This is a genomic window from Neisseria perflava (assembly GCF_019334725.1).
Lineage (GTDB): Bacteria > Pseudomonadota > Gammaproteobacteria > Burkholderiales > Neisseriaceae > Neisseria > Neisseria subflava_A.
On sequence record NZ_CP079818.1, the window covers coordinates 231,083 to 254,594 of the forward strand.

Annotated in this window: 41 protein-coding genes; all 41 read right to left on the reverse strand. The window is 43.1% G+C overall.

Translation table 11 applies throughout. From position 1 onward, the window contains the following. Positions 1-4: 4 nt before the first annotated feature. Complete coding sequence (locus LPB400_RS01150) at positions 5-1,516, reverse strand: IgG-binding virulence factor TspB family protein (protein ID WP_083290054.1); 1,512 nt, start codon at positions 1,514-1,516, stop codon at positions 5-7. Continuing rightward, positions 1,470-1,763: a hypothetical protein gene (locus tag LPB400_RS01155; protein ID WP_063068744.1), complete on the reverse strand. Its 294-nt coding sequence runs from the start codon at positions 1,761-1,763 to the stop codon at positions 1,470-1,472. The genes LPB400_RS01150 and LPB400_RS01155 overlap by 47 nt, the downstream gene beginning before the upstream one ends. A gap of 112 nt (positions 1,764-1,875) precedes the next feature. Next, positions 1,876-2,187 (reverse strand): hypothetical protein, encoded by a 312-nt coding sequence (locus tag LPB400_RS01160; RefSeq protein ID WP_070461277.1) that lies wholly within the window; start codon positions 2,185-2,187, stop codon positions 1,876-1,878. A 15-nt stretch (positions 2,188-2,202) separates the two neighbouring features. Then, positions 2,203-2,445: a hypothetical protein gene (locus tag LPB400_RS01165; protein WP_070461278.1), complete on the reverse strand. Its 243-nt coding sequence runs from the start codon at positions 2,443-2,445 to the stop codon at positions 2,203-2,205. 236 nt (positions 2,446-2,681) lie between these two features. Then, a complete protein-coding gene (locus tag LPB400_RS01170) occupies positions 2,682-2,885 on the reverse strand; it encodes a hypothetical protein (protein ID WP_070461279.1) in 204 nt (67 codons plus the stop codon). A gap of 17 nt (positions 2,886-2,902) precedes the next feature. Beyond that, a complete protein-coding gene (locus LPB400_RS01175) occupies positions 2,903-3,214 on the reverse strand; it encodes a hypothetical protein (RefSeq protein WP_070461280.1) in 312 nt (103 codons plus the stop codon). Positions 3,215-3,235: 21 nt separating this feature from the next. Continuing rightward, positions 3,236-4,576 (reverse strand): replication initiation factor domain-containing protein, encoded by a 1,341-nt coding sequence (locus tag LPB400_RS01180; protein WP_070461281.1) that lies wholly within the window; start codon positions 4,574-4,576, stop codon positions 3,236-3,238. Continuing rightward, positions 4,573-4,791: a hypothetical protein gene (locus LPB400_RS01185; RefSeq protein ID WP_070461282.1), complete on the reverse strand. Its 219-nt coding sequence runs from the start codon at positions 4,789-4,791 to the stop codon at positions 4,573-4,575. Before LPB400_RS01185 ends, LPB400_RS01180 begins: the two co-directional genes overlap by 4 nt. A 348-nt stretch (positions 4,792-5,139) precedes the next feature. Further along, positions 5,140-5,514, reverse strand: a complete 375-nt coding sequence (gene rplQ, locus LPB400_RS01190) for a 50S ribosomal protein L17 (RefSeq protein ID WP_003684792.1) — start codon at positions 5,512-5,514, stop codon at positions 5,140-5,142. A 24-nt stretch (positions 5,515-5,538) separates the two neighbouring features. Continuing rightward, positions 5,539-6,525, reverse strand: coding sequence for a DNA-directed RNA polymerase subunit alpha (locus tag LPB400_RS01195; RefSeq protein WP_003684706.1), 987 nt, complete (start codon positions 6,523-6,525; stop codon positions 5,539-5,541). A gap of 25 nt (positions 6,526-6,550) precedes the next feature. Further along, a complete protein-coding gene (gene rpsD, locus LPB400_RS01200) occupies positions 6,551-7,171 on the reverse strand; it encodes a 30S ribosomal protein S4 (RefSeq protein WP_003749296.1) in 621 nt (206 codons plus the stop codon). A gap of 19 nt (positions 7,172-7,190) precedes the next feature. Beyond that, on the reverse strand, positions 7,191-7,586 hold the full coding sequence (gene rpsK / locus LPB400_RS01205; RefSeq protein WP_002216249.1) for a 30S ribosomal protein S11: 396 nt from the start codon (positions 7,584-7,586) through the stop codon (positions 7,191-7,193). A gap of 19 nt (positions 7,587-7,605) precedes the next feature. After that, the gene (gene rpsM / locus LPB400_RS01210) at positions 7,606-7,968 is read right to left on the reverse strand and encodes a 30S ribosomal protein S13 (protein ID WP_003749295.1); all 363 of its coding nucleotides are present in this window, start codon (positions 7,966-7,968) and stop codon (positions 7,606-7,608) included. A gap of 67 nt (positions 7,969-8,035) precedes the next feature. Next, positions 8,036-8,149, reverse strand: a complete 114-nt coding sequence (gene rpmJ, locus LPB400_RS01215; RefSeq protein WP_003697674.1) for a 50S ribosomal protein L36 — start codon at positions 8,147-8,149, stop codon at positions 8,036-8,038. A gap of 18 nt (positions 8,150-8,167) precedes the next feature. Then, positions 8,168-8,386 carry a translation initiation factor IF-1 gene (infA, locus tag LPB400_RS01220; RefSeq protein ID WP_003684714.1) on the reverse strand — a complete coding sequence of 73 codons (219 nt, stop codon included), beginning with the start codon at positions 8,384-8,386 and terminating at the stop codon, positions 8,168-8,170. A 4-nt stretch (positions 8,387-8,390) separates the two neighbouring features. After that, a complete protein-coding gene (gene secY / locus LPB400_RS01225) occupies positions 8,391-9,704 on the reverse strand; it encodes a preprotein translocase subunit SecY (RefSeq protein ID WP_070461283.1) in 1,314 nt (437 codons plus the stop codon). A gap of 13 nt (positions 9,705-9,717) precedes the next feature. Next, entirely contained in the window at positions 9,718-10,152 is a 435-nt protein-coding gene (rplO, locus tag LPB400_RS01230; protein WP_070461284.1) for a 50S ribosomal protein L15, read from the reverse strand. Between the two features lies 1 nt (position 10,153). Next, positions 10,154-10,339 (reverse strand): 50S ribosomal protein L30, encoded by a 186-nt coding sequence (gene rpmD / locus LPB400_RS01235; protein ID WP_003684808.1) that lies wholly within the window; start codon positions 10,337-10,339, stop codon positions 10,154-10,156. After that, positions 10,332-10,850 carry a 30S ribosomal protein S5 gene (gene rpsE / locus LPB400_RS01240; RefSeq protein WP_003684704.1) on the reverse strand — a complete coding sequence of 173 codons (519 nt, stop codon included), beginning with the start codon at positions 10,848-10,850 and terminating at the stop codon, positions 10,332-10,334. Before rpsE ends, rpmD begins: the two co-directional genes overlap by 8 nt. Before the next feature lie 17 nt (positions 10,851-10,867). Further along, positions 10,868-11,221 (reverse strand): 50S ribosomal protein L18, encoded by a 354-nt coding sequence (rplR, locus tag LPB400_RS01245; protein WP_003749287.1) that lies wholly within the window; start codon positions 11,219-11,221, stop codon positions 10,868-10,870. A gap of 13 nt (positions 11,222-11,234) precedes the next feature. After that, entirely contained in the window at positions 11,235-11,768 is a 534-nt protein-coding gene (gene rplF / locus LPB400_RS01250; RefSeq protein ID WP_219089152.1) for a 50S ribosomal protein L6, read from the reverse strand. A gap of 13 nt (positions 11,769-11,781) precedes the next feature. Beyond that, the gene (gene rpsH / locus LPB400_RS01255; protein WP_003684738.1) at positions 11,782-12,174 is read right to left on the reverse strand and encodes a 30S ribosomal protein S8; all 393 of its coding nucleotides are present in this window, start codon (positions 12,172-12,174) and stop codon (positions 11,782-11,784) included. A 14-nt stretch (positions 12,175-12,188) separates the two neighbouring features. Next, a complete protein-coding gene (rpsN, locus tag LPB400_RS01260; protein WP_003684736.1) occupies positions 12,189-12,494 on the reverse strand; it encodes a 30S ribosomal protein S14 in 306 nt (101 codons plus the stop codon). Positions 12,495-12,496: 2 nt separating this feature from the next. Next, positions 12,497-13,036 carry a 50S ribosomal protein L5 gene (gene rplE / locus LPB400_RS01265; RefSeq protein WP_003684750.1) on the reverse strand — a complete coding sequence of 180 codons (540 nt, stop codon included), beginning with the start codon at positions 13,034-13,036 and terminating at the stop codon, positions 12,497-12,499. 9 nt (positions 13,037-13,045) lie between these two features. Next, positions 13,046-13,369: a 50S ribosomal protein L24 gene (gene rplX / locus LPB400_RS01270; protein WP_003684754.1), complete on the reverse strand. Its 324-nt coding sequence runs from the start codon at positions 13,367-13,369 to the stop codon at positions 13,046-13,048. An 11-nt stretch (positions 13,370-13,380) separates the two neighbouring features. Then, the gene (rplN, locus tag LPB400_RS01275) at positions 13,381-13,749 is read right to left on the reverse strand and encodes a 50S ribosomal protein L14 (protein ID WP_002215434.1); all 369 of its coding nucleotides are present in this window, start codon (positions 13,747-13,749) and stop codon (positions 13,381-13,383) included. Between the two features lie 227 nt (positions 13,750-13,976). Further along, on the reverse strand, positions 13,977-14,240 hold the full coding sequence (rpsQ, locus tag LPB400_RS01280) for a 30S ribosomal protein S17 (protein ID WP_003684766.1): 264 nt from the start codon (positions 14,238-14,240) through the stop codon (positions 13,977-13,979). Further along, entirely contained in the window at positions 14,240-14,431 is a 192-nt protein-coding gene (rpmC, locus tag LPB400_RS01285) for a 50S ribosomal protein L29 (protein ID WP_070461286.1), read from the reverse strand. The genes rpsQ and rpmC overlap by 1 nt, the downstream gene beginning before the upstream one ends. Continuing rightward, complete coding sequence (rplP, locus tag LPB400_RS01290; protein ID WP_003684741.1) at positions 14,431-14,847, reverse strand: 50S ribosomal protein L16; 417 nt, start codon at positions 14,845-14,847, stop codon at positions 14,431-14,433. Before rplP ends, rpmC begins: the two co-directional genes overlap by 1 nt. Continuing rightward, complete coding sequence (gene rpsC, locus LPB400_RS01295; RefSeq protein ID WP_003684753.1) at positions 14,831-15,523, reverse strand: 30S ribosomal protein S3; 693 nt, start codon at positions 15,521-15,523, stop codon at positions 14,831-14,833. Before rpsC ends, rplP begins: the two co-directional genes overlap by 17 nt. Positions 15,524-15,532: 9 nt before the next feature. Further along, on the reverse strand, positions 15,533-15,862 hold the full coding sequence (gene rplV / locus LPB400_RS01300; protein ID WP_003749277.1) for a 50S ribosomal protein L22: 330 nt from the start codon (positions 15,860-15,862) through the stop codon (positions 15,533-15,535). A gap of 8 nt (positions 15,863-15,870) precedes the next feature. Further along, positions 15,871-16,149, reverse strand: coding sequence for a 30S ribosomal protein S19 (rpsS, locus tag LPB400_RS01305; protein ID WP_002215422.1), 279 nt, complete (start codon positions 16,147-16,149; stop codon positions 15,871-15,873). 5 nt (positions 16,150-16,154) lie between these two features. Further along, on the reverse strand, positions 16,155-16,988 hold the full coding sequence (rplB, locus tag LPB400_RS01310) for a 50S ribosomal protein L2 (protein ID WP_003684813.1): 834 nt from the start codon (positions 16,986-16,988) through the stop codon (positions 16,155-16,157). Between the two features lie 5 nt (positions 16,989-16,993). After that, complete coding sequence (gene rplW / locus LPB400_RS01315; RefSeq protein ID WP_002243944.1) at positions 16,994-17,308, reverse strand: 50S ribosomal protein L23; 315 nt, start codon at positions 17,306-17,308, stop codon at positions 16,994-16,996. Further along, entirely contained in the window at positions 17,305-17,925 is a 621-nt protein-coding gene (gene rplD, locus LPB400_RS01320) for a 50S ribosomal protein L4 (protein ID WP_003684798.1), read from the reverse strand. Before rplD ends, rplW begins: the two co-directional genes overlap by 4 nt. Next, positions 17,925-18,569 carry a 50S ribosomal protein L3 gene (gene rplC, locus LPB400_RS01325; RefSeq protein WP_107769524.1) on the reverse strand — a complete coding sequence of 215 codons (645 nt, stop codon included), beginning with the start codon at positions 18,567-18,569 and terminating at the stop codon, positions 17,925-17,927. Before rplC ends, rplD begins: the two co-directional genes overlap by 1 nt. Before the next feature lie 251 nt (positions 18,570-18,820). After that, entirely contained in the window at positions 18,821-19,132 is a 312-nt protein-coding gene (gene rpsJ / locus LPB400_RS01330; RefSeq protein WP_002642322.1) for a 30S ribosomal protein S10, read from the reverse strand. A gap of 17 nt (positions 19,133-19,149) precedes the next feature. Next, entirely contained in the window at positions 19,150-20,334 is a 1,185-nt protein-coding gene (gene tuf, locus LPB400_RS01335; RefSeq protein WP_002215366.1) for an elongation factor Tu, read from the reverse strand. Positions 20,335-20,419: 85 nt separating this feature from the next. Beyond that, entirely contained in the window at positions 20,420-22,525 is a 2,106-nt protein-coding gene (gene fusA, locus LPB400_RS01340; protein ID WP_036491326.1) for an elongation factor G, read from the reverse strand. An 18-nt stretch (positions 22,526-22,543) separates the two neighbouring features. Continuing rightward, a complete protein-coding gene (gene rpsG / locus LPB400_RS01345; RefSeq protein ID WP_002240962.1) occupies positions 22,544-23,014 on the reverse strand; it encodes a 30S ribosomal protein S7 in 471 nt (156 codons plus the stop codon). 117 nt (positions 23,015-23,131) lie between these two features. Next, entirely contained in the window at positions 23,132-23,503 is a 372-nt protein-coding gene (gene rpsL / locus LPB400_RS01350; RefSeq protein WP_002218431.1) for a 30S ribosomal protein S12, read from the reverse strand. Between the last annotated feature and the right edge of the window lie 9 nt (positions 23,504-23,512).

Genomic DNA, 23,512 nt, shown 5'->3' on the forward strand with positions numbered 1-23,512 from the left:
CCCCCTATGCGTTATTTCTGACAACTCTAGACACGAAGAACGAAGCCACCAGCCAAGCCATAGCGATAATAAAGGGTCTAATCATGGCAGCTAAATTACACGCAGGCTCAAGACTGATTCTGTATTCAGCACCCAATGCCTGAAACGTTACCGGAGCAGGGCATTCGCCATACTCTCTAAAAGTATTGTCAGGTGTGAAGTTCAAATCTATTTGTTCTTCGGGAATCTCTAAATCAGGTTCTTCTTTTTCGGGCAATTCGTCGCAGGCCAAAATATTCGGAAACACTTTACAAAGCAAACCTCCGTCTTCTTTGGGCTTGTCATCCTCTTTAGGTCCTTCATCTTTTTTTGGATCGTCTTTGCTGTCAGGGTCGGGCTTATCGTCGGGTTTTGGATTGTCTTTGCCGCTAGGGCTGTCGTCAGGATCTGGTTTTGGCTTATCGGACGGGCTACCGTCAGGCGTTGGGTCTGGTTGAGAGCCAGGCTTGCCATTTTCTCCCGGTGTAGGTGTTGAGTTGGTTTTAGGAGCTGCAGGGCTGCCCGGTGTGAGGTCGGGACGCGGGGTTGTGATTACCGTTGCGTTTGTTTTGCCGTTTGAATCTTGACCGAAAGTAATGGTAATTTGCACCGGCTTGCCATTTTCGGGAGTGACAGGGCCAATGGTTACAACTGTACCGGCAGGGACTTTGATATTTTCTTTATATTCAGGTTTGCCCGTACCTTCTACAAAAGGGGTAGGATTTCCGTCAATTATAGAAGTGGCAATATTTAAAAATTCATCCTCTTCTAAAATTTTTGTTAAAGCTCTATTTTGAAAATAATAACCATATCGAGATTGTTTACTAGTTTCACAGGCTACTCCATCGAGCCAAAAACAATTTATAAAATAAATACCTGGTTCATTAGGTTTTATGACATTATCAAAATACTTTTTAAATTCTGATTCAACTTGCATTACTAATAATTGTTGAGCTTGTTTTTCACTAACGCCACCTTTACTTAATGCACGCATAACAGATGTATCAACGCCTACACAGGAATCTTTATCAATCGTACATAAAGCATCTTTATAAACTTTTAAATACTCGTTGCTTACATCATTGTATTCATATCCAGCAGATTCAAGAGACGGATTAACGGCCTGATAGGCATCATAAGCATATGAAGCAGCACCAACATAAGGAGCAGCTTTTAAAGCAAGTTTTGCACCTGCTTTTACCAGGCGAAATGCGCCTGAAAGGACGGCTTTTCGAGATACTTGGGCTTCTATCGTTACGGGTACAGTTGAGGCGGAACGGAGACCGGTAGAGGCTTCGCGAACATGAAGTGATTTGTCGAATCTAGACTGATACTCTTGATCAATTCCACCACCAATAATTTTCCAAGGTCTGAAACCATTTTCATTAAATTTTTCAGTCAAAGGATAGGCTAATTTACCGTTTCTAACTTGCAAATCACCAGCAAAAGATTCAAAGCTCAAACCTAATAGAAAAATTATTGTCAAAACCCGTAACATTTATTTCACCATTTCCAATAGTGAAAACTGAATTATCTTTAAATAAAACTTCAAAACATGCCTTATTGAAATTTATTCTATTAAAAAAATTCTGACATTTATCTAAAGAGAATTTTTTCAAATATCCAGTTTCTTCTAAATATGAATAAAATACAAAAGATAAAGGTTTTTCTAAATAGAATTTAGATAATTCATCTAATTCAAATTCAGTTATATAGAAAAAATCCTTTTCATTCTTTTCTAACATAATCCTAACTTTCGTAACGGTTACAGAAAGTCGGGATTATACCCTTTTTGAATATCAAAAAAATATCAGCGATGCCAAACAGACCGCGCCGAATCCGTATAAAAACCAAAAGTCAATCATCTCCACCCCCTTTATTCTCCGTAACTGATTCAATCAACCGTTTTATCATCCTGATACCGAATACAAGCACCAATAAGACTATGAACGGCGCGCCGACCAATACGCCGAATTGTATTTGTTCTGCTATGTCACATTGCGGAAAACTCAAATTGATTTTCTGCTCGTTCAAATACCAGTCTTTGCCGTTTTTGTAAGGTCGGACAAATTTGCCATCCGCCGTTACGGTAGGTAGGACTTGAGACAACACATAATCATGCGCTTCTTCGTTCGATAAAAAGCATTGCAATCCGACGCGATACCCCATGTCCTACCCTTTCAGTTATTTAGCCGTTTTAACCATGCTAAAGGCCATGCGAAAGCCTTGCATCAACACGATAACCGACAAAACGGCAGCACCAATCGCAGATACCATTACGGCAAATTTTGCAATTTCTGCAGCAGCAGTAGTACCAATACCGGACAAATCGACGCCTTCGGCAGCAGCCAGGGCGGAAGCGGTTGTCAGGGCTGTTGCAGCAATAACTTTATTGCCATATTTTTTTGCTACGTTTAAAAGTTTCATAGCGTTTTCCTTTCAATAAAGGTTTATAAAAAAGTGATGCGGTTGTTTTTAGACTGACCGCAAGTCTTTTAACCGTACAGGTACCAAACCGATACAATTAAAACCAGTAGGAAAAAAACCAACCCAACCAAACTTAATTTAAATGATAGGGGTAATTTATTTCTGTTCATAATTATTCCTTGATTGTTGCGGGCTATGTGAAGGTTTGACAGACCGCCCGCCGAGCCTGTTAACTTTTATTCTTCTCTGATATAGAAGCTGAAAACCTGAAAATGTCCGCCAATCTCTTCTAATCCGGCATTGAATGCGTCTTCATAGCTTTCATACTGTCCGGCTTCTTTCAGATTTTGGGTAAATCCGATGTCGCCAAACTGATCGGGGCAGATGAATTCATAGTTTTCCAGTTCCTGAACGATAAATTTTTGCTGATACCTGCTCATATTTCGGCCTTTCTGCCTTAGGCTTTGGGCGCCACGCCTTTCACTTCAAAATCAAGCAGCTTGGGTACTAAGCCTTTGCCGGTAGATTCCATTGAGACGGTTACATTTACGGAACAGGGGAATTTGAGGTTTTTCAGCCGATCGAAATTGTGGCTTTCGCCAAATTTCATGCTGGCAGCGGTAAAGCCTACGCTATTGCCGTTGGCGGGCATGGGGCTGGCGACAAGTACGGTACAGGTGTCGATTTTGTTGCCGTCAATCTCGCCTTTAAACTGTTTAGCGCCCAGGAGCGTGGCGGGGTATGTGGTTACTTGTACTTGATCAAACATGGTTATAGCCTTTCTTTGGTTTTATAAATATTTCCAGTCTTCTAACTGATCTGATATTTGATACTGCTCTTTGTCAAAATCGCGCTCATGCTGTTTCTGCATGTCTTGCGGATACTCGTATTGCACTGCCTGATTTAATTCAAAATCTAAGACTTCGATATTCAGGTCGTTTATGGCTTTTTGCTCTTCATGGATATAAAAAGCGCTGGCTGTGCTGCTGTCGTACTCTTCTGGCTGGAGACCTTTGGGATAGCCTTCAATGCCTTTAGTCAAATCTTTGACGATTTCTTCAGCCGACCAACCGATATCTTTTAAAAAATTGACCCATTTGCCGACTTGCTGCCTTGCGTAAAATTGTTTGTGTTCAAACGTGAGATTGACCTCTTTAACCGTTGAATCCATGCGCTTGGCTTCGCATTTGAATATCTGTTCACAGACGGGATACGCTCCGCCAAGATACGCACCGGCGTGAATCAATATGTCTAATGGTACTTCTATATCTCCGTTTCTGAACTCTGTTTCAAATCGAACCCAAGGGCTTGATTTATCGCCTAACTGCTTGCCTTTTTCATAAATCCGGGTGTATTTGGCGTTGCCGCGTTTGCCGATATAGAAGCTTTTGCCGCTGCCATCTTCGTGTCTCCAAGAAACGCCTTTACATTCGCTTTTCGGGCGGACGTTGTGGCAGTCAAAAAGGCCGTTATCGTGACCGGTTAAAGCCTGCTCGGGCGTGTACTCTCCATTGAAAAAATCATGTGCTACGTCAACCCTTGTTATTTTTGGCCGGACACACTTTTGCAGAAATTCATAAAGCCTGTTTTCCCAACCGGGTTTAGCTGCGGTGCATCCGGTGCCGTTCAACTCTACAAGTATTGTTTCTCTTTGGCCGCCGTAGTGAACTTTGCCGTACTCAACGTTTTTCGGGCCGAGCTGATAACAGGATTGATAGAAGAATTTGCCTTTGTAAGGCAGTTTGGCACTGATGCCGAAGCCTAGAATCTCTTGCAGCAGTTCGCTGTACTTTGTGAGGTACTCTGCGTCTGTTACATAGGCTTTTTGGGTTACTTTGGGTATGGATTCCTCATGTATCGTAAATGTGATCTGGTCGATGAATGCGCCGTCTTCCCTACCGCGTCTTAGCGGAATTTCTATCAAACGGCCTTTTCCGTCGGTTACGTATTGGGAAAAATATTCAAATTCGACTTGATCGGTTTTTTCGGTTTGCTCCCCACTTTGTGGATTAGGTTTTTTTTGCTCCCCCCCTATTAGCCTAGGGGGGGCATTCAACGGCGTGGCCGTTTGCGGCGCGCAAGGCGCGCCCCCACACGCCCCCGCCGTTTCTGCTCTCTCTTCGGCTCTCATGCGTCTGCCTCCCATTGGTTCAAAATAGAACGGACAGCAAGACGGCCATACTCTTCAGCCTGTTTTTCTGTTTTATATTTTTGTTTGGGATTTGTAATAGGAAATGAAACGGTTTCTACAAGCTCATCATCTTTGAAAACGCGGACGATAACGGCTCTTTGTTCTTCAAAACTGTAAAAACTATCTGAATTGACTGTATAAAATGCGATGCACATAAGAAAGCCCCTTCACTGGCTAGAGTTAAAGGGGCTTAAAGTTCTATAAGAAGTGTAAAAAATTGCGCCCCTCGATGGAGCGAAATATATAAGGGAGCTACAACTGATAAAAGAGGCTGCCAACAATATGCCGCATTGTAGCACTGCGAAATGAGAAAGGGAGCTACAACTCTGAAGACGAAGAGGAAGCCCTTAAAGCCATTGTAGCACTGCGAAATGAGAAAGGGAGCTACAACTCTGAGACACAACATAATCAGTCGCTGTTTATTGTAGCACTGCGAAATGAGAAAGGGGCCATCCAAATAAAAAAGCACCACCTAAACAGGTAGTGCTTTCATATTAATGTGCTTATTCAGCAGAATCAGCTGCTTTATCAACCAATTCAACCAATGCCAAAGGAGCATTGTCGCCTTTACGGAAACCGTATTTCAGTACACGAACATAGCCGCCGTTACGAGCAGCAAAGCGTGGACCCAATTCGTCAAACAATTTAACTACAACATCACGATCGCGAGTGCGGTCAAAAGCCAAACGACGGTTTGCCAAAGAAGGTTTTTTGCCCAAGGTAATCAAGGGCTCAACTACGCGGCGCAATTCTTTTGCTTTAGGCAAAGTTGTCACGATGGTTTCGTGAGTCAACAAGGAATTCGCCATATTGCGCAGCATCGCAGCACGGTGGCTGCTAGTACGGTTTAATTTGCGGTTGCCATTACGATGACGCATGTCATTATCCTTTAATCTTCAAACTTACGGCTTTTCTAAGCCTACAGGCGGCCAAGCTTCTAATTTAGAACCTAATGTCAGACCTTTAGAGGCCAACACTTCTTTGATCTCATTCAAAGATTTACGACCCAAATTAGGGGTCTTGAGAAGCTCGGTTTCAGTACGTTGAATCAAATCGCCAATATAGTAAATATCTTCAGCTTTCAGACAATTAGCTGAACGTACGGTTAATTCCAAATCATCTACAGGACGCAGCAAGATAGGATCGATAGGAGGCGCTTTTTCTTCAACCTCTTCAACCGGAGTACCTTGCAGATCTGCAAAAATAGACATTTGGTCAATTAAGATACGTGCGGCACTACGTACAGCCTCTTCCGGATCAATAGAACCATTGGTTTCAATATCCAAAACCAATTTATCCAAATCCGTGCGTTGCTCTACGCGTGCAGGTTCAACTTCAAAGCTAACACGACTGATGGGCGAAAAGCTCGCATCCAACTGAATCGCACCAATCTGTTTGTTCTCATCACGCAATACGCGACGGCCTGAAACAGATTGATAACCACGACCTTGCTCTACTTTAATTTCCATGTCAATTTGGCCATTGTCAGCCAAGTGGCAAATAACATGCTCAGGATTGATAATTTCCACATCGTGTGGCAAATCAATATCACCGGCTACAACTGCACCGGCACCTGTTTTTTTCAAAGTCAACTGAACTTGGTTACGACCGTGAAGCTTGAATACGATACCTTTAATGTTCAAGAGAACATCAACAACATCCTCCTGAACACCATCAATAGTAGAGTATTCGTGCAATACGCCGGAAATAACTACTTCAGTTGGGGCAAAGCCATTCATGGATGACAGTAAGATACGACGCAAAGCATTACCTAAAGTATGACCAAAACCACGTTCAAATGGCTGCATAGACACCTTGGCCCGAGTGGAAGACAAAGTATCTACATCGATTTGACGAGGTTTCAAAAATTCGGTTGTGCTATTTTGCATTTAACTGTCCCTCATTGAGCTAGCATTATTTAGAGTAGAACTCTACCACCAGCTGTTCATTAATATCGCCAGACAATTCTGAGCGATCCGGCATATTTTTGAATACGCCTTCCAATTTGTCGGCATCAACAGACACCCAGCTTGGCAAGCCAATTTGAGTAGCCAGGCTCAATGCTTCTTGGATACGTACTTGTTTCTTAGCTTTTTCACGAACAGCTACAACATCACCTGCTTTAACTTGGAAAGAAGGGATATTAACAACTTGACCGTTTACGACGATAGCTTTGTGAGAAACCAATTGACGTGCTTCAGCGCGGGTAGAGCCAAAACCCATACGATAAACGACATTATCCAAACGGGACTCCAGCAATTGCAACAGCAATTCACCGGTAGAACCTTTACGACGATCAGCTTCCGCAAAGTAACGACGGAATTGGCGTTCTAACACGCCATAAATACGACGGATTTTTTGTTTTTCACGCAATTGCAAACCGTAGTCTGACAAACGTGGTTTTTTCGCACCGTGCTGACCAGGTGCAGAATCCATTTTACATTTTGAATCCAAAGAGCGACGTGCACTCTTCAAAAACAGATCCGTACCTTCGCGACGTGCTAATTTACATTTAGGGCCAATATAACGTGCCATGTTTTAAATCACTCCAATATTAAATACGACGTTTTTTAGGCGGACGGCAACCGTTATGAGGCAACGGGGTAACGTCAGTAATGCTGGTAATCTTGAAACCAAGAGCGTTTAAAGCACGTACAGAAGATTCGCGACCAGGGCCAGGGCCTTTAATGCGGACTTCTAAATTTTTAACGCCATACTCTTGGGCAACTTTACCAGCTGCTTCTGCTGCAACTTGTGCTGCAAATGGTGTACTTTTACGAGAACCTTTAAAACCAGCGCCGCCAGAGGTAGCCCAAGACAATGCATTGCCTTGACGGTCAGTGATTGTAATGATGGTATTGTTGAAAGATGCATGAACGTGCACAATACCTTCGCTTACGGTTTTACGTACTTTTTTACGTACACGCGAAGCTGTGTTTGCTTTAGCCATTAATCAAATTCCTTAAAATTTATTTCTTACCGGCAATCGCTTTGCGCGGACCTTTACGGGTACGGGCATTTGTGCGAGTGCGTTGACCACGACAAGGCAAGCCACGACGATGACGGAAGCCACGATAGCAACCCATATCCATCAGTCGTTTAATGCTCATCGTTACTTCACGACGCAAATCACCTTCAACTTCATATTTAGCAACTTGCTCACGCAAAGCGTCTAATTGAGCCTCGTCCAAATCTTTTGCTTTAGTAGTAGGAGCAATATTTGCTGCCTCACAAATCAATTTAGCACGAGTCGCACCAATACCATAAATAGCCTGAAGGCCAATTACGATATGGGCATTATTAGGGATATTTACCCCTGCAATACGAGCCATATTTTTTCCTTTTTAGGGCAAATTATGTCACTATACCACAAAATCAATAGTTAAGAAAACTAGCTTCTTAACCTTGACGTTGTTTGTGACGTGGGTCAGTACAAATTACGCGAACTACACGATTACGACGAATAATCTTGCAATTGCGACAAATTTTCTTTACAGAAGGTTGTACACGCATTTTATTTCCTTTTATCGTTTATCTTGCTCGGAAAACAATCCGAGCACGGGTTAAATCATAAGGAGTTAATTCAACTGTTACCTTATCACCTGGAGAAATACGGATATAGTGCATCCGCATTTTGCCAGATATATGACCAAGTACTACATGATCATTTTCCAGTTTTACTTTAAATGTTGCATTGGGCAAAGTCTCAAGGATTTCACCCTGCATCTGTATGGTATCTTCTTTAGCCATAAGCCTACTTACGTGACAAAGATTTCATATCTGGACGACTCATCAAGTCTTCATACTGACTACTCATTCGATACGAATTGATTTGCGTCCTAAAATCCATTGTAACGACAACCAAAATAAGCAAAGATGTTCCACCTAAATAGAAAGGAACCTTCAATGCTGTCGTTAAAAATTCAGGTATCAGACAGATTGTAGTAATGTACAAAGCACCAAATAATGTCAGTCTCAGTACCACTTTTTCCAAATATCTAGAGGTTTGCTCACCTGGGCGAATACCTGGCACAAATGCACCACTCTTCTTCAAATTTTCAGCCATCTCTTTAGGGCTAAATACTAAAGCAGTATAGAAATAGCAGAAAAAGATGATAGTTGTGGCAAATAATACAATATATAAAGGCTGTCCGTGTTGCAGCATTGCAGCAACCTTATGAAGAACAGAATTCGTACTATTTGAACCAAACCAACCTAAAAGTGTAGATGGAAATAAAATAATACTGGAAGCAAAAATAGGAGGAATAACACCTGCCATATTTAGCTTGAACGGCATATGAATGCTTTGTCCCGGCATCACTCCAGAGCCAAACTGTCTTTTAGCATAATGCACAGGAACTTTACGCTGAGCACTCTCAAAATAAACTACAGCATAGATCAACAGCAAAATACCAATCACAATTGATACCGCCATCAACATACTCATAGAGCCTTGTTCAGTCAAAGTTAACAACCGAACAATACCGGATGGGATACCCGATACAATGCCTGCTGTAATAATTAAAGAAATACCATTACCAATACCACGCTCGGTAATTTGTTCCCCTAACCACATTAGAAACATAGTACCTGTAACCAAACAGACTACTGTAGAAATATGAAACTCAAGCGAACTCGTTACAACAACACCTTGTTGATAAACAAATGTTGCAACACCAAAGCTTTGCAATACAGCCAATAATACCGTCCCATACCTAGTATATTTCGTAATTATTTTCCTACCAGCCTCACCTTCCTTCTTTAAAGCTTTTAAAGAAGGAACAATTTCAGAAGCAAGCTGAACAATAATCGACGATGAAATATAAGGCATGATACCTATTGCAAATATACTAAAGCGCTCCAACGAACCACCCGAGAACATATTTAACATTCCGAATATGCCGTTTGCAGCGCCTTCGTATAACTTAGCTAATGCAACAGCATCTACGCCCGGTACCGGTATATGAGCACCAATACGGAAAACGACCAAAGCACCTAAAAGGAACACCAGACGTTTTTTCAGATCACCAAATTTGGATAATCCTGATAAAGATTGTTGATTAGCCACTGTAGTGCAAGCCTTATTCTTCTACTTTACCACCGGTAGCTTCAATAGCAGCTTTAGCACCTTTAGTAGCTTTTACACCTTTCAAGGTAACCGCTTTTGAGATTTCACCAGAAGCAATAACTTTTACATTAGAAGCAGTTGCAGGAATCAGACCAGCTTGTTTAAGAACCAAGACATCAATCTCGTTAACAGCAATCAGATTCAATTCACTCAAACGAACTTCAGCATTAGCGGCTGCAGTCAAAGATTTGAAACCACGTTTCGGCAGACGACGTTGCAAAGGCATTTGACCGCCTTCAAAACCTACCTTGTGGAAGCCACCAGAACGGCTTTTTTGACCTTTATGACCACGACCACCTGTCTTACCTAAGCCGCTACCAATACCACGGCCTACACGACGACTAGCGTGAGTAGCACCCTCAGCAGGTTGAATAGTATTCAAAAACATATTAAGACTCCACTTTCAACAAGTAGCTGATTTTATTGATCATACCACGGTTTTCAGGGGTATCCAAAACCTCTACAGTATGTTCACGGCGACGCAAACCCAAACCACGAGCACATGCACGATGAGATTCAATTGTACCGATCAGGCTCTTAACCAATGTAACTTTAATCTTTTTTTGCTCAGTCATGGTTAGCTCCCAAAATATCTTCTACTGTCAAGCCACGTTTTGCAGCAATATCAGCAGGGGTATACAGTTTAGACAAACCGTCTAATGTAGCGCGTACAATATTGTAAGGATTAGTAGAACCATGTACTTTAGCTGAAATGTTATGGATACCCATAGCATCAAATACTAAACGCATTGGACCACCAGCTTTCACACCGCTACCTTCTTTAGCAGGTTGCATAAATACCTTAGTAGCACCATGACGACCAATAACCTCATGATGAATAGTACCGTTTTTCAAAGGCACTTTAATCATAGAGCGACGAGCTTGATCCATTGCTTTTTGAACAGCAACTGGTACTTCTTTTGATTTACCTTTGCCCATACCGATGCGACCATCACCATCACCAACAACAGTCAGTGCAGAGAAAGCCATGATACGGCCACCTTTAACTACTTTAGTCACGCGATTAACTGCGACCATCTTTTCAATCAGGCCGTCACCGCGTTCTTCAATTTCATGTTTTGCCATCTGAAAGTCTCCAAATATTAGAAGCTTAAACCATTTTCACGTGCAGCTTCAGCCAAAGCTTTCACACGACCGTGATATTGGAAACCTGAACGGTCAAAAGCAACTTTTTCAACACCCACTGCTTTAGCTTTTTCAGCAATACGCTTACCAACTACAGCTGCTGCTTCAACGTTGCTACCTGATTTCAGGCTACTACGTACTTCAGCTTCCAATGTAGAGGCTTGAGCCAATACTTTATCACCTTCAGCACTAATTACTTGAGCATAAATATGATTATTGCTGCGGAACACACATAATCTTACCATTTTCAAGTCCGCAATACGCGCACGGGTTTTGCGTGCACGACGGAGTCGGGTTGTATGTTTATCCATTAGTGAACCTCAATTATTTTTTCTTGGCTTCTTTCATCACTACTACTTCACCTACATAACGAATACCTTTACCTTTATAAGGCTCAGGAGAACGGAATGCACGAATTTCAGCAGCGACTTGGCCAACCACTTGTTTATCTGCACCAGTCAAAACGATTTCTGTTTGGCTAGGAGTTTGAACGGAAACACCTTCAGGCATTTCATATACGATTGGATGAGAGAAACCCAAAGACAGGTTCAAAACTTTACCTTGAGCTTGGGCACGATAACCCACACCAATCAATTGAAGTTTTTTCTCAAAACCTTCAGAAACACCCTTAACCATGTTATTAACTAATGCACGAGCAGTACCAGACATAGCATTAGCCTGCTTACTGTCATTTTTTGCAGCAAAAGTCAATTTACCATCGTTCAGTTCAATAGCAACATCGGAATGCAAAGGAAAAGACAACTCACCGTTTTTACCTTTGATAACCAATGCATCTGTTCCGAATTTTACTTCTACACCAGTAGGAACAGTCACTGGGTTTTTTGCGACGCGTGACATTTACTTTTCTCCACTAGGCTACGATGCACAACAACTCACCACCAACACCCTCAGAACGGGCTTTGCGATCAGTCATTACACCTTTAGAAGTACTAACAATAGCGACACCCAAACCATTCATTACGCTAGGGATCTCACTTGATGCTTTGTAAATACGCAAACCTGGACGTGAAACACGTTTAATTTGCTCAATCACAGGACGACCTGCATAGTATTTCAATTGAATTTCCAATACCGGTTTTGCATCAGCAGAAACCGCAAAATCCTCGATATAACCTTCTTCTTTCAGAACTTTTGCAATTGCACATTTCAGTTTAGAAGAAGGCATGGCAACTGCTGCTTTATTAGCACGTTGCGCATTGCGAATACGAGTCAACATATCGGAAATAGGATCATGCATACTCATTATTTATACTCCTATTACCAGCTAGCTTTAACAACACCAGGGATCTCGCCACGCATAGCGATTTCACGGATTTTAATACGGCCCAAACCAAATTTACGGAAAGTGCCACGAGGACGACCTGTTAAAGCACAACGACGACGTTGACGTACAGGTGCTGCATTACGAGGAATGGATTGAAATTTCAAACGTGCTTCAAAACGTTCTTCTTCAGTCGCATTAGCATCATTAATAACAGCGAAAATTGCCTCACGTTTAGCTGCAAACTTTTTCGCCAATGCTTGACGTTTCAGCTCACGATTAATAAGTGCTTTCTTAGCCATGATTATCCTTTAAACGGAAACTTGAACAGTGACAACAAAGCTTTCGCTTCTTCATCAGTTTTTGCAGTAGTTGTAATAGTAATATTCAAACCACGCAAAGCATCGATTTTATCGTATTCAATTTCCGGGAAAATAATTTGCTCGCGAACGCCCATATTGTAATTGCCACGACCATCAAATGATTTACCGCTTACACCACGGAAGTCACGTACGCGAGGCAATGCAATAGTAATCAAACGATCTAAAAATTCAAACATTTGATCACGACGCAAAGTTACTTTGCAACCAACTGGATAGTTATCACGGATTTTAAAACCTGCGATAGATTTACGAGCAACAGTAACAACTGGTTTTTGGCCAGCAATTTTCTCTAAATCAGAAACAGCGTGCTCCATAACTTTTTTATCAGCAACAGCTTCACCTACACCCATATTCAAGGTGATTTTTTCAATACGTGGAACTTCCATTACTGATTTGTAACCAAATTGTTTAACCAATTCAGGAACAACTGTATCTTTATAAAACTCTCTCAAACGAGCCATGTTATCTCCTTATGCTCCAATGATAGAGCCATTTGATTTGAAGAAACGAACGCGTTTAACTTTGCCTTCATTTTCAATCAGCTTAATACCAACACGGTCTGCTTTATTAGTTTCCGGATTCAGGATTGCAATATTAGAAATATCCAAAGGCATTTCTTTAGTAATAATACCACCCTCAATACCACGCATTGGATTAGGTTTTTGATGGCGTTTTACAACATTAACACCCTCAACAACAACTTTATCACCCAATACTCGAACTACTTGACCTTGCTTACCTTTATCTTTACCAGTAATCACTACAACCTGATCGCCTTTAATGATTTTATTCATCGCGCTATTCCTTATAATACTTCAGGCGCCAATGAAACGATTTTCATAAATCGCTCAGTACGCAATTCACGGGTTACCGGACCAAAAATACGAGTACCCAGAGGTTCAAGTTTATTATTCAACAACACAGCAGCATTGTTATCGAATTTAATTAACGCACCATCAGGACGACGCACACCCTTAGCAGTACGAACAACTACCGCATTGTATACATCACCTTTTTTGACACGACCACGTGGGGCTGCATCTTTAACTGCAACTTTAATAATATCGCCAACAGAAGCGTAGCGACGCTTAGATCCGCCTAATACTTTGATGCACATTACGCGACGCGCACCAGAGTTATCAGCCACATCTAAGATGGTCTGCATTTGAATCATATTAGTACCTTTAAATTAACCAACTTAATTTACCACTTTCATATAACTCGCACCTTACTTTAAGCTGCTTATTAAATGAAACCATCACGGTTCTAGTAAACCAGTCTTGGATCCCGAAGGGAGAGAAACTTCCATAAGAAGCTGGAAGATAAGAAACGAAGTTTACACGCAAATTAACTTTGCTGCAAGACTTCGTTTCTTATTAAGCTACATTACTGTGTTTTAAATCAAACAGTACGCGCTTTCTCAACCAATTCTTTTACAACCCAAGACTTGGTTTTTGACAAAGGACGAGATTCCTCGATTACCACTACATCACCAATGCCATATTGATTGTTTTCATCATGAGCATGGATTTTAGTTGATAAACGAATAATTTTACCGTACAGAGGATGTTTAACTTTACGCTCAACCAATACTGTAACAGTTTTGTCCATTTTGTCGCTTACCACTTTGCCTTGCAAAGTACGAACATTTTTAGCTTCGCTCATTACTTAGCACCTTTTTCAGTTAAAATGGTTTTAATACGAGCAATATCGCGACGTACACGTTTCAACTCGCTAGATTTACCCAACTGACCGGTTGCATTTTGCATGCGTAAGCCAAACTGAGCTTTCAACAAGTCCAACAAATCAGTGTTTAATTGCTCAATAGATTTGTCTTTCAATTCATTTGCTTTCATTATTGACCCACCTGTCTTACTACAAAGGTTGTAGGAATAGGCAATTTGGCAGCGGCCAATTCAAATGCTTCACGAGCCAAAGACTCAGGAACACCGTCCATTTCGTACAATACTTTGCCTGGTTTAACTTCAGCAATGTAATATTCCACATTACCTTTACCGCCACCCATACGAACTTGGATAGGTTTCTCAGTAATTGGTTTATCAGGGAATACACGAATCCAAATACGACCGCCACGTTTAATATGACGAGTCATAGTACGACGAGCAGCTTCGATTTGGCGGGCAGTCAAACGACCACGGCCTACGGCTTTCAAACCGAACTCACCGAAACTTACTTTGTTACCGCGAGTAGCAATACCGGTATTACGACCTTTTTGTTGCTTGCGATATTTCAGTCTAGTTGGCTGCAGCATTACGTCCACCTGCCTTTCTTTGTTTCTTCTCATGCTCAGGTTTAGAAGATTTAATATTACCTTCTGTATAAACCCAAACTTTCAGACCCAGCACACCATAAGTGGTGTGTGCTTCGCTAGTTGCATAATCTACGTTCGCACGCAAAGTATGCAAAGGCACACGACCTTCACGGTACCATTCGCTACGAGCGATATCTGCACCATTCAAACGGCCTGAAGTCATGATCTTGATGCCTTTAGCACCAGAACGCATTGCATTTTGCATTGCACGTTTCATAGCGCGACGGAATTGAACACGTTTTTCAAGCTGCTGGGCAATACCATCAGCAATGATTTGTGCATCCAATTCAGGACGACGAATCTCTTCAATATTTACATGAACAGGCACACCCATCAAAGCTTGCAAGTCACGCTTCAAGATTTCAATATCCTCACCTTTTTTACCAATAACCACACCTGGACGAGCAGAGTGAATGGTAATACGTGCAGATTTAGCAGGACGCTCGATCACTACGCGACCAACTGAAGCATTAGCCAGTTTTTTACGCAAGTAGTTACGAACATCAATATCTTGTTTCAAAACAGTAGAAAAGTCGGTGCTTTTAGCAAACCATTTTGAAGCCCAGTCTTTAGTTACCGCCAGGCGAAAGCCTGTAGGGTTAATCTTTTGTCCCATAGCTTTTCCTTAGTTGCCCACTGTCACATTAATATGACAAGTTTGTTTCTCGATGCGGTTACCGCGACCTTTGGCACGAGCTTGGAAACGTTTCAAGCTTGGGCCTTTGTCAACAAAGATAGTTACCACTTTCAGTTCGTCAATGTCAGCACCATTGTTGTGCTCGGCATTGGCGATTGCTGATTCCAATACTTTTTTAATCAGCTCAGCACCTTTTTTAGGGCTGAATGCCAAGATATTCAAAGCTTGGGCAACGTCTTTACCACGAATCAAATCAGCCACCAAACGAGCTTTTTGAGCTGAAATACGGGCGTTTTTATGTTGTGCACTTACTCTCATGATTCACCTTATTTCTTTTTAGCCTTTTTATCAGCCAAGTGGCCTTTAAAGGTACGGGTCAATGAGAACTCACCTAATTTATGACCAACCATATTGTCGCTGATGAACACAGGCACGTGAGTGCGACCGTTATGAACAGCGATAGTCAGACCGATAAAATCAGGCAAAATGGTAGAACGACGTGACCAAGTTTTAATTGGGCGTTTGTCGTTGCTTGCACGAGCAGCATCTACTTTTTTCAGCAAATGCAGGTCTACATATGGGCCTTTTTTTAATGAACGAGCCATACTAATTAACCTTTATTTGAGTAACGACGACGAACAATCATGTTATCCGTGCGTTTGTTATTACGAGTACGGTAGCCCTTAGCAGGAGTACCCCATGGGCTAACCGGTTCGCGAGCCTCACCAGTACGGCCTTCACCACCACCATGTGGGTGATCAACAGGGTTCATTACAACACCACGAACGGTCGGACGAATACCACGCCAGCGGTTAGCACCAGCTTTACCGATTTTTTTCAGGCTTTGTTCTTCGTTACCAACTTCACCGATAGTTGCACGGCAATTTACGCTAATTTTGCGTACTTCACCAGAACGCAAACGAACTTGTGCGTAAGCACCTTCTTTTGCAAGCAATACCGCAGAAGCACCAGCAGAACGCGCAATTTGCGCACCTTTACCTGGTTTCATTTCGATACAGTGAATAGTTGTACCAACAGGAATATTGCGGATCGGCAGAGTGTTACCCACTTTGATAGCAGCCTCAGCACCGGAAACCAATACTGCACCTGCTTGAATACCACGAGGAGCAATGATGTAGCGACGCTCACCATCTGCATAGCACAACAGTGCGATAAATGCAGTACGGTTAGGGTCATATTCGATACGCTCTACTTTCGCAGGGATACCGTCTTTGTTACGTTTGAAATCTACAACGCGGTAATGATGTTTATGGCCACCACCTTTATGACGGGTAGTGATATGACCATTGTTGTTACGACCGGCAGTAGAATTTTTCTTTTCCAGCAGAGGTGCATAAGGTGCACCTTTGTGCAAACCTTCTGTTACCACGCGAACCATGCCGCGACGGCCTGCAGAGGTCGGCTTCATTTTAACGATTGCCATTTTGTTTATTCCTTATCTGCAGCTGCAGCAGCGGCTTCCAAATCCAACTCTTGACCGGCAGCCAGGCTTACATAAGCCTTTTTAACATCGCTGCGACGACCTAAAGTACGACCAAAACGTTTAACTTTACCTTTAATGGTAACAGTAGTAACGTCTGCAACTTGAACGCCGAACAGCAGCTCAACAGCCGCTTTAATTTCAGGTTTGGTTGCATTTGCCAAAACTTTAAACGTCATTTGGTTACGTTTTTCAGCCAATACGTTGCTTTTTTCAGAAACGATAGGTGCCAAGATTACTTGAGTCAAACGTTGTTGATTCATACCCATTGCTCCTCTAATTGTGCAACTGCATCTTTAGTGATAACGACTTTTTTGTAACGCAGCAAGCTGTAAGGATCAACTTGTTGAGCTTCCAAAACCAATACGTTAGGCAAGTTGCGTGAAGCCAAGTAAACATTCTCGTCGAGCTGTTTAGTTACAAACAGAACTTGCTCCAAACCCAAGTTTTTCACTTGTTCGGCAAAAACTTTGGTTTTAGGAGTTTCAGCAGTCAATGCTTCGATTGCAAACAAACGTTCATCACGAGCCAGTTGGGATAAAATAGTCGCCATACCGGCACGATACATTTTACGGTTCACTTTTTGAGTGAAGTTTTCGTCAGGTTTGTTTGGGAATGCACGACCACCTTTACGCCACAGCGGAGAAGAAGTCATACCGGAACGAGCACGACCGGTACCTTTTTGGCGCCATGGCTTTTTAGTAGAGTGGTTTACTTCGGCACGAGTTTTTTGAGCACGATTACCAGAACGGGCATTTGCCAAGTAAGCAGTAACCAGTTGGTGAACCAAAGCTTCATTGTATTCACGAGCAAACAAAGCATCAGAAACAGCCAAGCTGCCAGATACTTGTCCTTTAGCGTCAATTACTTTCAATTCCATTACGCACCTACTTTCACGCTAGGACGAACCACGACGTCGCTGTTAACCGAACCCGGAACAGCACCTTTAACCAACAAGAGTTGGCGTTCAACATCAACACGTACAACTTCCAATTTTTGAACAGTTGCTTTAGTGTTACCGTATTGACCTGCCATACGTTTACCAGGGAACACGCGACCAGGGTCTTGTGCCATACCGATAGAACCAGGAACACGGTGAGAACGGGAGTTACCGTGGGAAGTACGTTGAGCACCGAAGTTATGACGTTTGATCGTACCAGAGAAACCTTTACCTTTAGAGGTACCGGTTACATCTACCAATTGACCAACTTCAAACATAGAAACGGTAATTTCATCACCGGCTTTCAATTCAGCCAGTTTTTCTTCAGTCAAAGCAAACTCAACCAAACCGCGACCAGCTTCAACACCTGCTTTAGCAAAGTGACCGGCTTCAGTTTTGTTGACACGATTAGCTTTTTTCTGACCAAAGGTAACTTGTACAGCAGTGTAGCCGTCAGTATCTTTGGATTTCACTTGTGTAACGCGGTTGGCAGACATATCCAAAACGGTTACCGGAACAGAAACACCCTGTTCATCGAACACGCGAGTCATACCAACTTTGCGTCCAACCAGACCTAAAGTCATGATTATTTTCCTTTTAAGTAAAGGGGCGGGCTACGATTGGCCTGCCTTTCAGACAAAGTTAAACTTGATACGGATGTACCAAGTCCGCCATTATAATTGACAAATCAAAGAAATATCAACAAAAATTTCAATTTTACTTCTTAAACCCATCATTTTTTTCGGATGAAGTGTTGCCAAATATCTGAAAATTTTCAGACGGCCTAAGAATTCTATAAAAAACCGAACAGCCAAGCTGTTCGGTTTTTTAGTTCTTATTGAACTTTAATTTCTACATCCACACCTGCTGGAAGATCCAGTTTCATCAGTGCATCAGTAGTTTTGTCAGTCCAATCCACGATGTCCATCAGACGCAAGTGGGTACGGATTTCCAATTGTTCACGAGAAGTTTTGTTCACGTGAGGAGAACGCAAGATGTTGAAACGTTCGATTTTAGTTGGCAAAGGAATCGGACCTTTAACAACAGCGCCAGTACGTTTGGCAGTTTCAACAATTTCTTGCGCAGAACGGTCAATCAGACTGTAATCATAAGCTTTCAGGCGGATACGGATTTTTTGGTTTGCCATTTATCAATATCCCTCAATTAAGCAATTACAGAAGAAACCACACCCGCACCTACGGTACGACCACCTTCGCGAATCGCAAAGCGCAGACCTTCTTCCATAGCGATTGGCGCAATCAGTTCTACAGTAATGGTTACGTTCTCACCTGGCATTACCATTTCTACGCCTTCTTCCAAAGTAACTGCACCAGTTACGTCAGTAGTACGGAAGTAGAATTGTGGACGGTAGTTAGCGAAGAATGGAGTGTGACGACCACCCTCTTCTTTGCTCAGTACGTATACTTCTGCTTTGAACTTGGTGTGAGGAGTGATAGTACCTGGTTTAGCCAATACTTGACCACGCTCTACGTCTTCACGTTTAGTACCACGCAGCAATACGCCTACGTTGTCACCCGCTTGACCTTCGTCCAGCAGTTTGCGGAACATTTCAACGCCGGTGCAAGTGGTTTTTTGGGTTTCTTTCAAACCTACGATTTCGATCTCGTCACCAACGTGGATGATACCGCGCTCTACACGACCGGTTACTACTGTACCACGGCCGGAGATAGAGAATACGTCTTCGATAGGCAACAAGAAAGGTTTGTCCACAGCACGCTCAGGTGTTGGGATGTAGCTGTCCAAGGCAGCAGCCAATTCGAAGATTTTTTCTTCGTAAGCAGCATCACCTTCCAAAGCTTTCAGTGCAGAACCTTGTACGATTGGGCAGTCGTCGCCAGGGAAGTCGTAGCTTGACAACAAGTCACGGATTTCCATTTCAACCAGTTCCAACAGCTCGGCATCGTCAACCATGTCGCATTTGTTCATGAATACGATGATGTAAGGTACACCTACTTGGCGAGCCAACAGGATGTGTTCGCGAGTTTGAGGCATAGGACCGTCAGCGGCAGAACATACCAAGATCGCGCCGTCCATTTGGGCAGCACCGGTAATCATGTTTTTAACGTAGTCGGCGTGGCCCGGGCAGTCTACGTGTGCGTAGTGACGGGTTTCAGTTTCGTATTCTACGTGTGAGGTATTAATGGTAATACCACGAGCTTTTTCTTCAGGAGCGTTGTCGATTTGGTCGTAAGCTTTTGCAGCGCCACCGAATTTTTTAGCCAAAATAGTAGTCAAAGCAGCAGTCAGAGTGGTTTTACCATGGTCAACGTGACCGATGGTGCCAACGTTTACGTGCGGTTTGCTACGTTCAAATTTTTCCTTAGCCATGAGCTAATTCCTTTACATATAAAGATCGATTAAAGAACAATGGCCGTCTGAAAATTTATTTTCAGTTTCAGACGGTCTTTTCTGATTAGCCTTTGCGGGCTTCAGTTACAGCAGCAGCTACGTGAGCAGGAGCTTCAGCGTATTTTTTGAACTCCATGGAGTAAGTAGCGCGACCTTGGGTTGCAGAACGCAGGTCGGTTGAGTAACCGAACATTTCTGCCAGAGGTACTTCGGCACGGACTTTTTTACCGCCGATACCGTCATCATCCATACCCAATACAACGCCACGACGACGGTTCAAGTCGCCCATTACGTCACCCATGTATTCTTCAGGGGTTTCCACTTCAACTGCCATGATTGGCTCAAGCAGAGCAGGATTGGCTTTACGCATACCTTCTTTAAAGGCTTGAGAAGCAGCCAATTCGAACGCCAGTTGAGAGGAGTCAACGTCGTGTGAAGAACCGAAGATCAAACGTACGCGTACGTCAACTACTGGGTAACCTGCAACGATACCGTTAGGCAGGGTATCGCGGATACCTTTATCGACAGACGGAATGAATTCGCGAGGAATCACACCACCTTTAATTTCGTCGATAAATTCGTAACCTGCACCACCCGGCTCCATAGGTTCCATTTTGATCACAACGTGACCGTATTGACCTTTACCACCGGATTGTTTAGCGTGTTTGTATTCAGCTTCAACTTCTTTGCGGATAGTTTCACGGTATGCAACTTGAGGCGCACCAATGTTAGCTTCCACACCGAATTCGCGTTTCATACGATCAACAATAATTTCCAAGTGCAATTCACCCATACCGGAAATAATGGTTTGACCGGATTCTTCGTCTGTACGAACGCGGAAAGAAGGGTCTTCTTTCGCCAGACGGTTCAGGGCAATACCCATTTTCTCTTGGTCGGCTTTGGTTTTTGGTTCAACAGCAATGTGAATTACCGGCTCAGGGAATTCCATGCGTTCCAAGATGATTGGTGCGCTTTCAGCACACAGGGTTTCACCAGTGGTAACGTCTTTAAGACCGATCGCAGCTGCAATATCACCAGCGCGTACTTCTTCAATTTCAGTACGGTCTGCAGCAGTCATTTGCACCAGACGACCGATACGTTCGCGAGTACCTTTTACTGAGTTCAATACGGTATCACCGGATTTCACAACACCAGAGTAAACGCGGATGAAAGTCAACTGACCAACGTATTTATCGTTCAACATTTTGAACGCCAATGCAGAGAATTTCTCTTCATCGCTGGCTTGACGGCTGTCGGCTTCTTCAGTGTTAGGGTTAACACCTTGAACTGGAGGAATGTCGGTAGGAGCAGGCAGCAATTCTACAACTGCATCCAACATACGTTGAACACCTTTGTTTTTAAATGCTGAACCGCACAACATTGGTTGAATTTCACCAGCCAAAGTACGTTGACGCAATGCGCCTACGATTTCTTCTTCAGTCAGCTCATCACCGCCCAAGTATTTATCCATCAATTCTTCGCTGGCTTCTGCTGCAGCTTCAATCATGTTTTGACGCCATTCTTCAGCAGTCTCAACCAATTCAGCAGGAATATCGCCATAGGTAAAGGTTGTACCTTTATCGGCTTCATTCCAAATAATGGATTTCATTTTCAACAGGTCAACAACACCGCTGAAGCTGTCTTCCGCACCAACCGGAATCACGATAGGTACTGGGTTTGCGCGCAAACGGGTTTTCATTTGCTCAACAACGCGGAAGAAGTTGGCACCTTGACGGTCCATTTTGTTTACAAATGCCAAGCGAGGTACTTGGTATTTATTAGCTTGACGCCATACGGTTTCAGATTGAGGTTGAACACCGCCTACTGCACAGTAAACCATTACTGCGCCGTCCAATACACGCATAGAACGCTCTACCTCTACGGTAAAGTCAACGTGTCCCGGGGTGTCGATGATGTTGAAACGGTGCTCAGGGAACTGTTTCGCCATACCGGACCAATAAGAAGTCACAGCAGCAGAAGTAATGGTAATACCACGCTCTTGCTCTTGTTCCATGTAGTCGGTAGTAGCCGCGCCGTCATGCACTTCGCCCAATTTATGAGTCAAACCTGTATAGAACAAAATACGTTCTGTTGTGGTTGTTTTACCCGCGTCAATATGGGCAGAAATACCGATATTGCGATACAGGCTGATAGGGGTCTTACGAGCCATTTTGTTAGCCTTTCGATATTAGAAACGGAAGTGAGAGAATGCTTTGTTAGCTTCAGCCATGCGGTGTACTTCTTCACGTTTTTTCAACGCACCGCCACGACCTTCAGCCGCATCAATCAATTCGCCTGCCAAACGCAGGTCCATAGATTTCTCACCACGTTTACGGGCCGCGTCGCGAACCCAGCGCATTGCCAAAGCCAGACGACGTGAAGGACGAACTTCAACAGGAACTTGGTAGTTTGCACCACCTACACGGCGGCTTTTCACTTCCACGATAGGTTTGGCGTTTGCAATGGCTTCGTTAAATACTTCGATTGCTACTTTGCCGGTTTTTTTCTCAATTTGTTCCAGCGCACCGTAAACGATACGTTCTGCAACAGATTTTTTACCGTCAATCATCAATACGTTCATGAATTTAGTCAGCTCAACGCTGCCGAATTTAGGATCTGGCAGTACGTCGCGCTTAGGGACTTCTCTACGTCTTGGCATTTTAATTTCCTTTAATCTATTCAGTTGGGGCAATTCCCATGAATACCCAATTGAGTATTCACTTACTCGGCCGTTGTTCAGCTTAGGCGGCCGACGTGCCTATTTGAGTCCCGATAATTATTTAGGACGCTTAGCACCGTATTTAGAACGGGCTTGCTTACGGTCTTTAACACCTGCAGTATCCAAAGAACCGCGTACAGTGTGGTAACGTACACCTGGCAAGTCTTTTACACGACCGCCGCGAATCAATACGACGCTGTGCTCTTGCAGGTTGTGGCCTTCACCACCGATGTATGAAATTACTTCAAAACCGTTGGTCAGGCGAACTTTACATACTTTACGCAATGCAGAGTTAGGTTTTTTAGGGGTAGTTGTGTATACACGGGTGCACACGCCACGTTTTTGCGGGCAAGCTTCCAGTGCAGGCACTTTGTTTACGTACACAGGCTTTTGACGGCCTTTGCGTACCAATTGGTTAATAGTTGGCATATTTTCTCG

Coding starts and splice junctions, on each gene's coding strand:
- LPB400_RS01150 (WP_083290054.1), bottom strand. CDS start 1,516: ATGTTACGGGTTTTGACAATAATTTTTCTATTAGGTTTGAGCTTTGAA.
- LPB400_RS01155 (WP_063068744.1), bottom strand. CDS start 1,763: ATGTTAGAAAAGAATGAAAAGGATTTTTTCTATATAACTGAATTTGAA.
- LPB400_RS01160 (WP_070461277.1), bottom strand. CDS start 2,187: ATGGGGTATCGCGTCGGATTGCAATGCTTTTTATCGAACGAAGAAGCG.
- LPB400_RS01165 (WP_070461278.1), bottom strand. CDS start 2,445: ATGAAACTTTTAAACGTAGCAAAAAAATATGGCAATAAAGTTATTGCT.
- LPB400_RS01170 (WP_070461279.1), bottom strand. CDS start 2,885: ATGAGCAGGTATCAGCAAAAATTTATCGTTCAGGAACTGGAAAACTAT.
- LPB400_RS01175 (WP_070461280.1), bottom strand. CDS start 3,214: ATGTTTGATCAAGTACAAGTAACCACATACCCCGCCACGCTCCTGGGC.
- LPB400_RS01180 (WP_070461281.1), bottom strand. CDS start 4,576: ATGAGAGCCGAAGAGAGAGCAGAAACGGCGGGGGCGTGTGGGGGCGCG.
- LPB400_RS01185 (WP_070461282.1), bottom strand. CDS start 4,791: ATGTGCATCGCATTTTATACAGTCAATTCAGATAGTTTTTACAGTTTT.
- rplQ (WP_003684792.1), bottom strand. CDS start 5,514: ATGCGTCATCGTAATGGCAACCGCAAATTAAACCGTACTAGCAGCCAC.
- LPB400_RS01195 (WP_003684706.1), bottom strand. CDS start 6,525: ATGCAAAATAGCACAACCGAATTTTTGAAACCTCGTCAAATCGATGTA.
- rpsD (WP_003749296.1), bottom strand. CDS start 7,171: ATGGCACGTTATATTGGCCCTAAATGTAAATTAGCACGTCGCGAAGGT.
- rpsK (WP_002216249.1), bottom strand. CDS start 7,586: ATGGCTAAAGCAAACACAGCTTCGCGTGTACGTAAAAAAGTACGTAAA.
- rpsM (WP_003749295.1), bottom strand. CDS start 7,968: ATGGCTCGTATTGCAGGGGTAAATATCCCTAATAATGCCCATATCGTA.
- rpmJ (WP_003697674.1), bottom strand. CDS start 8,149: ATGCGTGTACAACCTTCTGTAAAGAAAATTTGTCGCAATTGCAAGATT.
- infA (WP_003684714.1), bottom strand. CDS start 8,386: ATGGCTAAAGAAGATACCATACAGATGCAGGGTGAAATCCTTGAGACT.
- rplO (WP_070461284.1), bottom strand. CDS start 10,152: ATGTTTTTGAATACTATTCAACCTGCTGAGGGTGCTACTCACGCTAGT.
- rpmD (WP_003684808.1), bottom strand. CDS start 10,339: ATGACTGAGCAAAAAAAGATTAAAGTTACATTGGTTAAGAGCCTGATC.
- rpsE (WP_003684704.1), bottom strand. CDS start 10,850: ATGGCAAAACATGAAATTGAAGAACGCGGTGACGGCCTGATTGAAAAG.
- rplR (WP_003749287.1), bottom strand. CDS start 11,221: ATGGATAAACATACAACCCGACTCCGTCGTGCACGCAAAACCCGTGCG.
- rplF (WP_219089152.1), bottom strand. CDS start 11,768: ATGTCACGCGTCGCAAAAAACCCAGTGACTGTTCCTACTGGTGTAGAA.
- rpsH (WP_003684738.1), bottom strand. CDS start 12,174: ATGAGTATGCATGATCCTATTTCCGATATGTTGACTCGTATTCGCAAT.
- rpsN (WP_003684736.1), bottom strand. CDS start 12,494: ATGGCTAAGAAAGCACTTATTAATCGTGAGCTGAAACGTCAAGCATTG.
- rplE (WP_003684750.1), bottom strand. CDS start 13,036: ATGGCTCGTTTGAGAGAGTTTTATAAAGATACAGTTGTTCCTGAATTG.
- rplX (WP_003684754.1), bottom strand. CDS start 13,369: ATGAATAAAATCATTAAAGGCGATCAGGTTGTAGTGATTACTGGTAAA.
- rplN (WP_002215434.1), bottom strand. CDS start 13,749: ATGATTCAAATGCAGACCATCTTAGATGTGGCTGATAACTCTGGTGCG.
- rpsQ (WP_003684766.1), bottom strand. CDS start 14,240: ATGAGCGAAGCTAAAAATGTTCGTACTTTGCAAGGCAAAGTGGTAAGC.
- rpmC (WP_070461286.1), bottom strand. CDS start 14,431: ATGAAAGCAAATGAATTGAAAGACAAATCTATTGAGCAATTAAACACT.
- rplP (WP_003684741.1), bottom strand. CDS start 14,847: ATGCTGCAGCCAACTAGACTGAAATATCGCAAGCAACAAAAAGGTCGT.
- rpsC (WP_003684753.1), bottom strand. CDS start 15,523: ATGGGACAAAAGATTAACCCTACAGGCTTTCGCCTGGCGGTAACTAAA.
- rplV (WP_003749277.1), bottom strand. CDS start 15,862: ATGAGAGTAAGTGCACAACATAAAAACGCCCGTATTTCAGCTCAAAAA.
- rpsS (WP_002215422.1), bottom strand. CDS start 16,149: ATGGCTCGTTCATTAAAAAAAGGCCCATATGTAGACCTGCATTTGCTG.
- rplB (WP_003684813.1), bottom strand. CDS start 16,988: ATGGCAATCGTTAAAATGAAGCCGACCTCTGCAGGCCGTCGCGGCATG.
- rplW (WP_002243944.1), bottom strand. CDS start 17,308: ATGAATCAACAACGTTTGACTCAAGTAATCTTGGCACCTATCGTTTCT.
- rplD (WP_003684798.1), bottom strand. CDS start 17,925: ATGGAATTGAAAGTAATTGACGCTAAAGGACAAGTATCTGGCAGCTTG.
- rplC (WP_107769524.1), bottom strand. CDS start 18,569: ATGACTTTAGGTCTGGTTGGACGCAAAGTTGGTATGACTCGCGTGTTC.
- rpsJ (WP_002642322.1), bottom strand. CDS start 19,132: ATGGCAAACCAAAAAATCCGTATCCGCCTGAAAGCTTATGATTACAGT.
- tuf (WP_002215366.1), bottom strand. CDS start 20,334: ATGGCTAAGGAAAAATTTGAACGTAGCAAACCGCACGTAAACGTTGGC.
- fusA (WP_036491326.1), bottom strand. CDS start 22,525: ATGGCTCGTAAGACCCCTATCAGCCTGTATCGCAATATCGGTATTTCT.
- rpsG (WP_002240962.1), bottom strand. CDS start 23,014: ATGCCAAGACGTAGAGAAGTCCCTAAGCGCGACGTACTGCCAGATCCT.
- rpsL (WP_002218431.1), bottom strand. CDS start 23,503: ATGCCAACTATTAACCAATTGGTACGCAAAGGCCGTCAAAAGCCTGTG.